Annotated in this window: 12 protein-coding genes; 2 read left to right on the top strand and 10 right to left on the bottom strand. The window is 29.0% G+C overall.

Features of this window, described 5'->3' with window-relative positions; translation table 11 throughout:
* The first annotated feature begins 4 nt into the window (after window positions 1-4).
* Both CLV39_RS08565 and CLV39_RS01945 read left to right on the top strand, forming a co-directional pair.
* Complete coding sequence (locus tag CLV39_RS08565) at window positions 5-181, top strand: hypothetical protein (RefSeq protein WP_170145579.1); 177 nt, start codon at window positions 5-7, stop codon at window positions 179-181.
* A complete protein-coding gene (locus CLV39_RS01945; RefSeq protein WP_121922539.1) occupies window positions 174-1,244 on the top strand; it encodes a M24 family metallopeptidase in 1,071 nt (356 codons plus the stop codon). The genes CLV39_RS08565 and CLV39_RS01945 overlap by 8 nt, the downstream gene beginning before the upstream one ends.
* A gap of 29 nt (window positions 1,245-1,273) precedes the next feature.
* On the opposite strand, the gene acnA is transcribed toward CLV39_RS01945, so the two are convergent.
* The 10 genes from acnA to CLV39_RS01995 all read right to left on the bottom strand — a co-directional run bounded on the left by acnA (window position 1,274) and on the right by CLV39_RS01995 (window position 12,515).
* Complete coding sequence (gene acnA, locus CLV39_RS01950; RefSeq protein ID WP_121922540.1) at window positions 1,274-4,009, bottom strand: aconitate hydratase AcnA; 2,736 nt, start codon at window positions 4,007-4,009, stop codon at window positions 1,274-1,276.
* Window positions 4,010-4,091: 82 nt separating this feature from the next.
* On the bottom strand, window positions 4,092-4,871 hold the full coding sequence (locus CLV39_RS01955) for an undecaprenyl-diphosphate phosphatase (RefSeq protein ID WP_121922541.1): 780 nt from the start codon (window positions 4,869-4,871) through the stop codon (window positions 4,092-4,094).
* Window positions 4,868-6,073: a cation:proton antiporter gene (locus tag CLV39_RS01960; RefSeq protein WP_121922542.1), complete on the bottom strand. Its 1,206-nt coding sequence runs from the start codon at window positions 6,071-6,073 to the stop codon at window positions 4,868-4,870. Before CLV39_RS01960 ends, CLV39_RS01955 begins: the two co-directional genes overlap by 4 nt.
* Window positions 6,073-6,537 (bottom strand): transcriptional regulator NrdR, encoded by a 465-nt coding sequence (gene nrdR, locus CLV39_RS01965; protein WP_121922543.1) that lies wholly within the window; start codon window positions 6,535-6,537, stop codon window positions 6,073-6,075. The genes CLV39_RS01960 and nrdR overlap by 1 nt, the downstream gene beginning before the upstream one ends.
* A gap of 4 nt (window positions 6,538-6,541) precedes the next feature.
* Window positions 6,542-6,949: a nuclear transport factor 2 family protein gene (locus CLV39_RS01970; protein WP_121922544.1), complete on the bottom strand. Its 408-nt coding sequence runs from the start codon at window positions 6,947-6,949 to the stop codon at window positions 6,542-6,544.
* A gap of 1 nt (window position 6,950) precedes the next feature.
* Window positions 6,951-8,240, bottom strand: a complete 1,290-nt coding sequence (gene hemL / locus CLV39_RS01975) for a glutamate-1-semialdehyde 2,1-aminomutase (RefSeq protein ID WP_121922545.1) — start codon at window positions 8,238-8,240, stop codon at window positions 6,951-6,953.
* A gap of 138 nt (window positions 8,241-8,378) precedes the next feature.
* Complete coding sequence (locus tag CLV39_RS01980) at window positions 8,379-9,260, bottom strand: lysophospholipid acyltransferase family protein (RefSeq protein WP_121922546.1); 882 nt, start codon at window positions 9,258-9,260, stop codon at window positions 8,379-8,381.
* Window positions 9,260-9,691 carry an NUDIX hydrolase gene (locus tag CLV39_RS01985; RefSeq protein ID WP_121922547.1) on the bottom strand — a complete coding sequence of 144 codons (432 nt, stop codon included), beginning with the start codon at window positions 9,689-9,691 and terminating at the stop codon, window positions 9,260-9,262. The genes CLV39_RS01980 and CLV39_RS01985 overlap by 1 nt, the downstream gene beginning before the upstream one ends.
* Window positions 9,692-9,700: 9 nt before the next feature.
* Window positions 9,701-11,200 (bottom strand): SLC13 family permease, encoded by a 1,500-nt coding sequence (locus CLV39_RS01990; protein WP_245960278.1) that lies wholly within the window; start codon window positions 11,198-11,200, stop codon window positions 9,701-9,703.
* The gene (locus CLV39_RS01995; protein ID WP_121922548.1) at window positions 11,187-12,515 is read right to left on the bottom strand and encodes a homoserine dehydrogenase; all 1,329 of its coding nucleotides are present in this window, start codon (window positions 12,513-12,515) and stop codon (window positions 11,187-11,189) included. Before CLV39_RS01995 ends, CLV39_RS01990 begins: the two co-directional genes overlap by 14 nt.
* Window positions 12,516-12,518 lie beyond the last annotated feature (3 nt).

A 12,518-nucleotide genomic window follows, 5' to 3' on the forward strand; every position in this document is an offset into this window, starting at 1 on the left:
TAAAATGGATTTAGAAAATATTCCAAAAGAAGTGTTAGAAGAAGCTAAAAAGAAAGGTTTTAATCCGGATGATATACTTTGCATAACATGTGCCTATAAATCTTGCATGCAGGAAAAAGAAGGAAGAAATTTATTAGGTAATGCTTTAAAAAAGAATAAAAAAGAGGAATCAGATGGCTAATATAAATAAAGTTTTTGAAAAAATAAAAAAAGAAGAACTTGATGCATTTTTATTTTCATCACCTGCTAATGTTTTTTATCTTTCCAGATTTAAATCTTCAAATGCTTATGTAGTTTTAACTGATAAAGAAAAATATTTTTTTACAGATTTTAGATATTTTGAAGGTGCGAAAGAGAAACTAAAAGATTGGGATGTAATTCTTTTAAAACAAGGACTAAAAGAACTTAAAGAATTTTTATCTCAATTTAATAAAATCGGTTTTGAGAAAGATAAATTTACAATCTCATTTTATGAAAAGTTTATAGAAAATACTGATTTAAAAGACAAGTTGATAGGATATGAAGGTTTTTTAAATGAAATTAGAATGATAAAAACAGAAGAAGAGATAAATATTATAAGAAAAGCAGTTTTAAAAATAGATAATGTTTATAAAAAAATCCTTTCACATCTTCATTTTGATATTGTTTGTAGGAAAACAGAACTTGATGTTAGAAGACAGATAATTAACTATATATTTGAAGAAGGAGGAACAGGGGAAAGCTTTCCTGCTATAGTGGCATCTGGAAAACATTCAGCAATTCCTCACTGGGAAACTTCAAACTCACCTATTGAGAGAAATACTTTACTTCTTATAGATATGGGAATGATTTATGAAGGATACTGCTCTGATTTTACAAGAACATTAGCAATTGGTGAAGTAGATGAAGAATTAAAAAAAATATATGAAATAGTAAAAGAGGCACACCTTGCAGCTACAGAAGTTATTAAAGCAGGAATACCTATAAAAGAAGTAGATTTAGCGGCAAGAAAAGTAATAGAGAAAGCAGGTTATGGAGAATATTTTATTCATTCTACAGGGCATGGAATAGGTGTTGAAATTCACGAAGAACCAAGAATTTACAAAAATAATGAAGATATTTTAAAAGAAAACACAGTTTTTACAATTGAACCGGGTATTTATCTTCCAAACAAAGGTGGTGTAAGACTTGAAAATATAGTTGTTTGCAGAAAAGACAAAGCAGAAGTTCTAACAACTACACCTTTAGATTTTGTAAAAATATAAAAAAGGAGGCTTTAAGCCTCCTTCATATTTTAAGATTTAGCTATTTTTCTTAAAACAAGTGGTAATATCCCACCGTTTTTAAAGTATTCTACATCTACTACTGTATCAAGTCTTGTAATTACATTAAATTCAACAACTTCTCCATTTTCTTTTGTAGCTCTAACTTTAAGTTCTTTTCCAGGTGCTATATCTTCTATTCCGAAAATTTCATAAGTTTCAGTTCCATCAAGTCCAAGCTCTTCCCAACCTTCTCCTTCTTTAAACTGAAGTGGTAAAACACCCATTCCAACAAGGTTTGATCTATGGATTCTTTCAAAAGATTTAACAATAACTGCTTTTACTCCAAGAAGTTGTGTACCTTTTGCTGCCCAGTCCCTTGAAGAACCTGTTCCATACTCTTTTCCAGCAAGAACAATTAATGGAGTACCTTCTTCTGCATATTTTACTGCCGCATCATATACAAACATTTCTTCTTTTTCTGGAAGTTTTAATGTATATCCACCTTCTTTTGGAGCTACAAGTTTATTTTTAATTCTAACATTTGCAAAAGTACCTCTTACCATTACTTCATGGTTTCCTCTTCTTGAGCCATATGAGTTAAATTCTTCTGGTTTTACTCCATGCTCTATTAAATATCTTCCTGCTGGATAGTCTTCCGGTATTTTACCTGCAGGTGAGATATGATCAGTAGTTACTGAATCTCCAAGAAGTTCTAATACTCTTGCTCCTTTAATATCTTTTGGAGGATTTACTTCTACGCTAAATCCATCAAAATATGGAGCTTTTCTGATATATGTAGATTTTGGATCCCATTCAAAAATCTCTCCTGTTGGTGCTTCAAGAGCTTGCCAATATTCATCACCATCTAATATATTTTTGTATTTTTCTTCAAATATATCTGCAGTTAATACTTGATTTAATATGTTGTTTATTTCATCTTGAGAAGGCCATATATCTTTTAAGTAAACTGGATTTCCATCTTTATCTTTTCCAAGAGGTTCTGTTGTTAAGTCTATATCTGTTCTTCCTGCTATTGCATAAGCAACTACAAGTATAGGAGATGCAAGCCAGTTAGCTTTTACATCTGGATGTATTCTTGCTTCAAAGTTTCTATTTCCTGAAAGTACTGCAGAAACTACAAGATCATTTTCTTTAATTGCTTTTTCTATTTCTGGATGTAAAGGTCCACTATTACCAATACATGTAGTACAACCAAAACCAACAATATTAAATTTAAGTTTTTCAAGATATTCTAAAAGTCCTGCTTTTTTAAGGTATCCTTCTACAACTCTTGATCCAGGTGCTAAAGATGTTTTTACATAAGGTTTTACATCAAGTCCTTTTTCTACTGCTTTTTTAGCAAGAATTCCTGCACCAATTAATACAGATGGGTTTGAAGTATTTGTACAAGAAGTAATAGATGCTATAACTACAGAGCCATCACCAATTACAACTTCTTCACCATCTAAATTTATTTTAGCTACTTTTTTACCTTTATGTATTCTACATTCTCCAACTTCTAAATCTTTTCCTGCTTCATCTTCAAAAGCAGTAATTTCTTTTATATCATCTATTTCTCTATTGTAATTACAGTTTAATAAATCAACAAAAGTTTTTTTCATATCTTTTAATGCCACTCTATCTTGAGGTCTTGCAGGTCCTGCTAAAGAAGGTTCTACTTTTGACATATCTATTTCTATAACTTCTGAATATTCAGGAGTTTCATTTCCTGTATAGAAAAGCATGTTTTCTTTAGTGTATTTTTCTGCTCTTTCTGCTGCTTCTTTTCTATTTGTAAGCTTTAAGAAATTAATTGTTTCTTCATCAACTGGGAAGAATCCCATTGTAGCTCCATATTCCGGAGACATATTTGCAATAGTAGCTCTATCAGGTAAAGAAAGTTTTTTAACACCTTCCCCAAAGTATTCAACAAATTTTTCAACAACTCCAACTTCTCTTAATTTTTGAGTAATAGTTAACACTAAATCAGTAGTAGTAGCTCCTTCAGGGAGTTCTCCTGTTAATTTAACTCCAACAACTTCTGGTATTTTCATATAGTAAGGTTGTCCAAGCATTACTGCTTCTGCTTCAATTCCACCAACACCCCATCCAATTACACCAAGTCCGTTAATCATTGTAGTATGAGAATCTGTACCAACAAGTGAGTCAGGGAATAATACTCCGTCTTTTTCCATAACAACTTGAGCTATATACTCAAGGTTAACCTGATGGATAATTCCACTTCCTGGAGGGAATATTCTTAATGTATCAAATGCATTTTGAGCCCATTTTAAAAGTTGGTATCTTTCTTTATTTCTTTTATATTCAAGTTCAAGATTTTTCTTATAAGCATCTTCTGTTCCAAAAAAATCAATCTGTACTGAGTGATCAATAACAAGATCAACAGGTACAAGAGGATTAACTTTTTTTGGATCAATTCCAAGTTCTTTTGCCGCATCTCTCATTGCTGCAAGATCAACTACACCAGGTACACCTGTAAAGTCCTGCATTAAAACCCTTGCAGGATGATGAGGAATTTCTACTGGTGTTTCATACTTTTTTTGCCAATTTGCAATATTTTTTACATGCTCTTCAGTTACTACTTTTCCATCAAAATTTCTGAGTAAATTTTCAACTAAAACTCTTATTGAAAATGGAAGTCTTTCAATATTTCCAATTCCTGCTTCTTGAAGTTTCTCAAGACTATAAACTGTATAATCTTTGCCATTTACAGATAAAGATTTTGTAAAGTCAGACTTGTTCATTTAAAACCTCCAGTTAATAATTATTTAATTAAATATTATAATTTGAAACATAAAGAAAAATCAAACAGTGTTTTATAAAATTTTAACTAATTAAACCTTTTTCTAATAAAACCAAGAATAAAATTCCAATAATTATTCTATAAATTCCGAAAGGTATAAAGTTATGGGTAGAGATAAATCTCAAAAATAGTTTTATTGTAATTAAAGCAAATATAAAAGCAGTAATAAATCCTGTACCAAGTATTATCCAGTTATCAAAATGGTATTCATTTATATGTTTTAAAGTATCATATGTAGTAGCTACAATCATTGTTGGAACTGCAAGTAAAAAAGAAAATTCTGCTGCTGTTTTTCTTTTTAATCCAAGTAGTAATCCTCCTATTATGGTTGCACCAGATCTTGAGGTACCAGGTATCATAGCCAAAGACTGAAAGACACCAATAAGAAAAGCTTTTGTGTATGGAATTTTTTCAACATCTGCCAAATGATGTTCTTTTTCTTTATAAAATAGTTCAACAAGTATAAAAATAATTCCACCTATGATTAACATGATGCTTGTAATTACGGGACTAAATAGGCTTTTAATTAATTTGTATAAAATAAATCCTAAAGCTCCAGTAGGTAAGAAAGCAATTATTAATCTTTTCCAAAGCTCTTTACTATGGAATATCTTCTCATAATAAATAAAAATAACTGCCAATATAGAACCAAGTTGAATAGAAACTTCAAAAGCTTTATGAATATCTGTTTGCTGTATTCCTAATAAACTAGAAGTAAGAATTAAATGTCCTGTAGAAGAAACAGGTAAAAACTCTGTAATACCTTCAACTATTCCTAAAATTATAGAATCAATAACTGTCATTCTTCTCTCCTAAATAAATACTTTAGAATAAATGGTGGTATTAATGTAGTTATAACAATAACAAATACTAATATGGCATATATTACTGGATTTAGTATATCAGTTGTTCTACCAAGTTCCGCAAAAATTAAGCCAACTTCTCCTCTTGGAACCATAGCAAAACCTACTATACTTTTCTTTAATAAAGAAAGGTTTCTTAATAAAAAAGCACCTATCATCTTTCCTACAACTGCTATTAATAATAAAACTAAGGATATAATCCAAAAATCATATGAACTTAGATTTATTACTTTTAAATTTATAGAAACACCAACCATCACAAAAAATATAGGTGTAAATAGATGTATTATAGGTTTTATCTGTGATTCTATCTTTTCTAAAAATTTAGGATCTGATTGAAAGGATGCCCCAAACGGCAAGAAAAATCTTCTTGATAAAGCTAGTCCCGCAGTAAAAGCTCCAAGTATTTCTGGTGCTCCAAATTTATGTGATAAATATGCAAAAATTAAAATTAAAGATATTATTATTGAAGGTATAAATCCTTCTACCTTCCTAAATTTTTTATCATAAATATGAATTAGCTTAGATATTATATTGGCTATTACTGGAGCAAGAGCAAAGAAAACAGCGATAAGGAGAATCATCCTTAAAGTTGTATATATATTTACTGTTCCTGTAATAACAAAATCATATATCATAACAAGTAAAACAACACCTAATATATCATCAATTACAGCAGCTCCTATCACTATTTGAGCAACATCTGTTTTATGTTTATTTATATCTTTTAATACTCTAACTGTTATTCCAATACTTGTAGCTGTTAAAGTACCACCTATAAATAAAGAAACTATTAATGATAAATTTAAGACATAATAGCTAATTAAAAATCCTAATACAAAAGGAACTAAAGCTCCAATAATTGCTACAATGACAGATTTTTTCCCTGCATCTTTTAGTTTTTTTATATCTGTTTCAAGACCAACCTCAAAAAGAAGGAGAATAATACCTATCTCTGCTAATATTTTAAGTATTTCAGATGGCTGCACAATATTTAAAAAACTAGGACCTAATATTAGTCCTGCAAACACTTCACCAAGGACAGGAGGTATCCTAAGATAAGCAAAAATCTCACCAAAAATCTTTGCAGATACTAATATTAAGAATAAAACAAGAAATACTTGAGAAACATCAACTTCCATTATTGATCCTTTTTATTTTTTTCTATCTCTTTTATAGTTTTTTCAAAATCTTTTAAATCTTTAAACTGATTATAAACTGATTTAAATCTGATATAGCTTATTACATCTATCTCTTTTAATTTTTCTTGAACTAAATCTCCTATTTCTAAACTTTCAACAAGCAATTTACCTTCGTCAATTAAAAATTTTTCTATATCTTCAGCAATTTCATTTGCCTGTTTTTCTGAAACAGGTCTATTTTTAGATGCAAGCATTATTCCCCTAACTATTTTAGATTTATCAAAAGGTTCTGTTATTCCACTTTTTTTCTTAACAATTATTTTTTCTTCTTCTTGTCTTTCATAAGTAGTAAATCTTGTTCCACATTCTATACATTCTCTTCTTCTTCTTATTACAGTTGCATCTTTTGAAAGCCTTGTATCTATAACCTTATCATTTATAGAACCACATTTTGGACATTTCATTTAATCACTCCTTTTCTGCATATCCTAAGCCATAATAGATAAACTCTCCTTTTATTTTATTTTCTTTATCTAAGAAAAATTTAACTACTGCATCTGTATATGCTTTTTTATCTTTATCTGGATAAATAAAGTATTCTAAGATAGCTTCTGCTCCACCTACTTTTTGTTTTATCCAAAGGCCTACAGGTTTTACACTAATATTAGGAAAAAGTAAAAATACAGTATTAAAATAATCTTTTATTTCTTCTTTACCTTTTACGAAAAGCTCTTTTTTGTCTGGCATTAATTCTTTTATTTTTGGATCATAAATTTCTGCTTCTTCTGTGTAATTTTCTAAAAGTTTATCTATATTTTTATTATTAAAATCTTCTATCCAGTTATCTATGGTAATCTGAATTGGATTTTTTTCCATTTTATCCTCCAATCTCTTTAAAACTATCTTCTATAGCATTTAATGTTTTTTCTATATCTTCATCACTATGGGCTGTACTTAAGAAAGACGCTTCAAACTGAGAAGGTGCAAGATATATACCTTTTTCAAGCATAGATATATAAAATTTATTAAAAGTTTCTAAATCTGAAGATTTAGCATCTTCAAAATTTTTAACTTCTTTATCAGTAAAGAATATTGTCATCATGGAACCAACTCTATTTACAGTTGCTTTTATATTATATTTTTCTATTAACTGTTTAATACCTTCTTCTAATCTTTTTCCTTTCTCTTCTAAATCTGGATATGGATTTTTTTCTTTAAGTATTTCAAGCTGTCTAAGTCCTGCTACCATTGCTAAAGGATTTCCTGATAATGTTCCTGCTTGATATACAGGTCCTTCAGGTGCAACATATTTCATAATTTCTGCTTTTCCACCATAAGCTCCAACAGGTAAGCCTGCTCCTATGACTTTTCCAAGGGTTGTTAAATCAGGTTCAATTCCATAAAGTTCCTGAGCTCCTCCTAAAGCAAGTCTAAATCCTGTCATTACTTCATCCCATATTAAAAGACTATTATATTCCTTTGTAATTTCTCTTAATCTTTGATGATACTCTTTTGAAGGTGCAATTGTTCCCATATTACCTGCAACTGGTTCTATAATTACACAGGCTATATCATCTCCATACTTTTTAAAAGCTTCTTCTACTGCATCTATATCATTATAAGGAAGTACTATAGTAAGTTTAGCAAGCTCTTCAGGTATTCCAGGTGTACCTGGTATTCCAAGAGTAGCAACTCCTGAACCTGCTGAAACTAAAAGGCTATCTCCATGCCCATGATAACAACCTTCAAATTTTATAATTTTTTTCTTTCCTGTATATCCTCTTGCAAGTCTAATAGCAGACATTGTTGCTTCTGTTCCAGAATTTACAAATCTTACCATTTCTATAGATGGTACTGCTTCTACAACTGCTTTTGCCATTTCTATTTCAAGCTCTGTAGGTGCTCCAAAACTTGTTCCATAATTTGAAACCTGTTTTATTGCATTTATTATCTGATCATTTGCATGTCCTAAAATTAAAGGTCCCCATGACAAAACATAATCTATATACTCATTACCATCTACATCCCAAACTCTACTACCTTTTGCTTTTTCTATAAAAATTGGCTCTATTCCTATTGATTTAAATGCTCTAACAGGTGAATTTACACCACCTACAAGATATTTTTGTGCTTCTTTAAATAATTTTTTTGATTTTTCTAATTTCATAAACAACCCTCTTATAATTTAATTTCCTAAAATTTAATTATATCAGTTTTTAACTGAAGAATATGATAATATTACTATTATAAAAGCTATGAAAGGTGTCTTAGTTTTAACATTTAATTTTATTTTTTGTTTAATAGATCATTTATAGATATTTTCAGGCTCTCCTTTTGGCCTTGTTTTCCATCTTTTATGAGTCCAAAAATATTGCTCTGGATGTTTTTTTACTGCTTTTTCTACTTTTTTAGTATATGCTTGAACTAAATTTTTTAAATCTTTTTCATAATCTCCTGTTTTCTCAAAATCTATATTTTCAAGCTCTAAAAATACTTTCTTAGTATTTTTATCATAATAAGAATATCCAAAGATTATATCTTTATTAAATTTAAGTGCAAGTTTTGCAGGAAAAGTAACTGTAGATGCTTCAAGTCCAAAAAAATCAACAAAAATACCTCTATGAGTTAATGTGTTTTGATCTACTAAAAAAGATATAGTTTTTTTTTCTTTTAATGCTTTTAAAAAATCTTTTAAAGGTTGATTATGAAAAATTATTTTTATTCCTGAATCTTGTCTTATTTTTGTAATTAAATCATTTAACTTTTTATTTTTCATACGATAAGCTAAGCTTACCATTCCTTCAATATTATAAGAAAGCCCTGCACCTGCAAGTTCCCAGTTCCCAATATGTGCAGAAACTAAGATTTTACCTTCTTCTTTTTCAAGTAGTTCTTTACCTTTTTTTATTTCAAAAATTTCTTCTATATATCCAGTTTTTATATACTCTGGAATTTTAGGAAACTCAGTTAAAACTCTTCCTAAATTTTGTAAAGATTTTTTACCTATATTTAGCTTCCAATCTAAAGTTTTTTCAGGAAATGCAATATCTAAATTTTTTAGTATAACCTTTTTTCTATATCCTAAATTCCAAAAGAGAGAGCCTATGCTCTCTCCTATTTTTAAATTTTTATCTCTTTCTAATTTAGAAACAATGCTAAAAAATGATTTTGCCAAAAGATAAGACATTATATTTTGCCGAGTGCTTTAAGCTCCTTTAAAGCTTTTTCAAAGATTTCTTTATCTGTTGGATAGCTTAATTTTTTCTCTACTTCTTCCACAGGAACAAAAGCTACTTCATCTATTTCTTCTTTTTGAGGAACTAAATCCCCACCTTTATATTTCATAAGAAAATAATAAACAAATTTATGTATCCTTACTAATCCGCTACTATACCAATAATCAACTTCTCCAAGATATTTAATTATTTCTGCATCTGCTCCTGTCTCTTCTTTTACTTCTCTTAAAGCAGCATTTTCTTTTGTTTCCCCTTTCTCAACATTTCCCTTAGGGAAACTCCACCTATTTTTTACTCTAATTAAAATAATTTCAAGTTTTCCTTCTTCAGTTTCTCTAAAAACAATACCTCCTGCAGAAAATTCCCACTCTGTTTTATGCATTTACTTACCTCACAAATGTATTATTACAAAAATTGTTAAAATGATGCTACCGATTATATTTAAAAAGAAACCTAATTTTACCATTTTTGAAATTTTTATCAACCCACTACCAAAAACAATTGCATTTGGTGGTGTTGCAATAGGAAGCATAAAAGCAAAGCTGGAAGCAACTATAACTGCAATTACAGGAAAAAAAACATCTATATTTAATTGTTGTAAAGCACCAATTATTATTGGAACAAAAGTAATAGCAGTGGCAGTATTAGAGCTTATCTCTGTTAAGAAAATCATTGCTAAAATAATTACAAAAATAAATAAAATAGTCATATTTGAAGGTACTAAACTTGCTATTTGTGTACCTATGTATTTTGCAAGGCCAGTTTGAATTATTATCTTACCAAGAGCAATTCCTCCTGCAAATAAAAGGACTGTATCCCAATCTATCTGTTTTAAATCTTCGCTATTTAAAGTTGATTTTGAATTTTCTGTAGGTAGTAAAAAAAGTAGTATTGCTGCTAAGATAGCTACTATTCCTTCTGAAAAATGAGATTTTAAAAATAAATACGCTGTTTTATTTCCAACTAAATTTGCTATACCAGGTAAAAGCCAAAAAACTACAGCAAAAGAGAAAGCTAAAATTGTATTCTTTTCTCCTTTAGATAAAGGTTTTAATTTATTTTTTTCAGATGATATTATCTGTTTTACTTGATGAAAATCAAATTTAAAATTTTTTATATTAAATTTCATATATAAAAGTAAAACTATGTACATTGAAATAGATATAGGTGAAACTATCAAAAACCATTGTAGAAAATCTACATTATATCCGGTTTCTTCTAAAAAACCTACTCCAACAAGGTTAGTAGGAGTTCCTATAAGTGTAGCAGTACCTCCTATGGACGCAGTATAAGCTATAGATATAAGTAAAAAAATTCCAAAAGCTTTAGAATTTTTAATTTTATTATGAGAAAAAAGAGTAATTATCCCAAGGGCAAGTGGTAAAAGCATAGCAGTTGTAGCAGTATTACTTATCCACATAGATAAGAAAAAGGAAATTAAAGTGAATGCAAAAAGTATAGATAAGAAAAAGGAAATTAAAGTGAATGCAAAAAGTATCCTAAATGGTGATTTTAAAAATATATCTTTTGATAATAAATTTAAAGCAATTCTTTCATCTAAACCATATTTAGTCATAGCTTGAGCTATTAAAAAGCTACCTATGAAAAGTAAAATTACAGGATGTCCCATACTTAAAAAAGCTTTTTTAGCAGAAACTATTCCAAAAACAACAGCTAAAGAAACTCCTAAAAAAGCAGTAATTCCAAGAGGTAAAACCTCAAGTAGCCAAAATACAATACAAAAAACCATTATAGAAAGAATTATTTTTGCATCAGATTTAATGGAAAGTGGCAAAATATAAGTTAAAACTGCCAAAGTTGGTGCTAAAAATAGACCTATCTTTTTTTTCTTATTTTCTAAATCCTCTACCAACATTTCATCTTTCTTCATGCTCAATTCTTATTAATACAGTTTTTTCATATGTAAATTTATTATCTTCTATTTCTTTTACTGCTTTTTGCAAATTATTTTCTGATGCAGTGTGAGTAAGAATTACTAAAGGAACTAATTTATCATTTTCAGTTTGTGTATATCTTAAAACTGTTTCTTTTTGTAAAACAGCAGCAATACTTATATTATATTTAGCAAAAACATTTGCAATTTTTGCAAGTATTCCTGTAATATCTGGAACAGTAAACCTTAGATAATATCTTGTATAAAAATCAGAAACTTTTTTTAGGTTTATATCTTTATGTTTCCAATTCATAGAAGTTATTTCTATCTCTCTTCCTATACCTAAGGATATACTTTTTGCAATATCAACAATATCACTTACTACTGCACTTGCAGTTGGAAGACTTCCAGCCCCTTTTCCATAAAACATAGTTTCTCCAACACTATCACCTTCAACCATAACTGCATTAAAAACTCCTTCTACTTTTGCTAAAGGATGGTCTGAAGGTAAAAAGGTAGGATGTACTCTTACTTCTGCTTCACCATTTTGATTTTTAGCAATTGCAAGAAGTTTTAATGTATATCCAAGTTCCTTAGCAAGCTCAACATCTAATAGATTTATATTTTCTATACCTTCTATATGAATTTTTGAAAAGTTTAAAAATCCTCCAAAAGAAAGAGATGCAAGTATAGCTATTTTATGGCCTGCATCTACTCCGTTTATATCAAGAGTTGGATCTGCTTCTGCATATCCAAGTTCTTTTGCTTCTTCAAGGGCAGTTTGGAAATCTTTTCCTTCTTTAAACATAGAAGTTAGAATATAATTTGTTGTTCCATTTAAAATTCCATAAATCTTTTCTATATTATTTGCTACAAGTCCTTCCCTTAAAGCCCTAATTATAGGTATTCCACCTGCTACTGCTGCTTCAAAACCTATTCTTATATTTTTTTCTTCTGCTTTTAAAAATATATCTTTTCCTTTTTCTGCAAGAAGTGCTTTATTTGCAGTAACAATATGTTTTCCTTTTTCTATAGCTTTTGTTAAAAGCTCATATGGAAAATCTATACCACCAGTAAGCTCAACAATTATTTTTATATCTTCATCTTCAAGAAGTTCTTCTAAACTTTTAGCTTTCTGATCTTCTTTTAAAGAAAAAGGAAATTCTTTATTCCAGTTTCTCGTAAATACTTTTTTTAGATTTATTTCAACTCCAGATTTATCTTTTATCAGCTCTTTTTTTTCTTCTAATATTTTTGCAGTTCCATTTCCTACAACGCCATAACCAACTATACCAATATCTATTTTCAATATCTC

Origin of the sequence: Hydrogenothermus marinus, from assembly GCF_003688665.1 — a bacterium.
GTDB lineage: Bacteria > Aquificota > Aquificia > Aquificales > Hydrogenothermaceae > Hydrogenothermus > Hydrogenothermus marinus.

Bases quoted from the DNA above. Each gene is read 5' to 3' on its own strand.
- CLV39_RS01960 (WP_121922542.1), bottom strand. From the start codon at position 6,073: ATGGAAGTTGATGTTTCTCAAGTATTTCTTGTTTTATTCTTAATATTA.
- CLV39_RS01980 (WP_121922546.1), bottom strand. From the start codon at position 9,260: ATGTCTTATCTTTTGGCAAAATCATTTTTTAGCATTGTTTCTAAATTA.
- acnA (WP_121922540.1), bottom strand. From the start codon at position 4,009: ATGAACAAGTCTGACTTTACAAAATCTTTATCTGTAAATGGCAAAGAT.
- CLV39_RS01945 (WP_121922539.1), top strand. From the start codon at position 174: ATGGCTAATATAAATAAAGTTTTTGAAAAAATAAAAAAAGAAGAACTT.
- nrdR (WP_121922543.1), bottom strand. From the start codon at position 6,537: ATGAAATGTCCAAAATGTGGTTCTATAAATGATAAGGTTATAGATACA.
- CLV39_RS01985 (WP_121922547.1), bottom strand. From the start codon at position 9,691: ATGCATAAAACAGAGTGGGAATTTTCTGCAGGAGGTATTGTTTTTAGA.
- CLV39_RS01990 (WP_245960278.1), bottom strand. From the start codon at position 11,200: ATGAAGAAAGATGAAATGTTGGTAGAGGATTTAGAAAATAAGAAAAAA.
- CLV39_RS01955 (WP_121922541.1), bottom strand. From the start codon at position 4,871: ATGACAGTTATTGATTCTATAATTTTAGGAATAGTTGAAGGTATTACA.
- hemL (WP_121922545.1), bottom strand. From the start codon at position 8,240: ATGAAATTAGAAAAATCAAAAAAATTATTTAAAGAAGCACAAAAATAT.
- CLV39_RS08565 (WP_170145579.1), top strand. From the start codon at position 5: ATGGATTTAGAAAATATTCCAAAAGAAGTGTTAGAAGAAGCTAAAAAG.
- CLV39_RS01970 (WP_121922544.1), bottom strand. From the start codon at position 6,949: ATGGAAAAAAATCCAATTCAGATTACCATAGATAACTGGATAGAAGAT.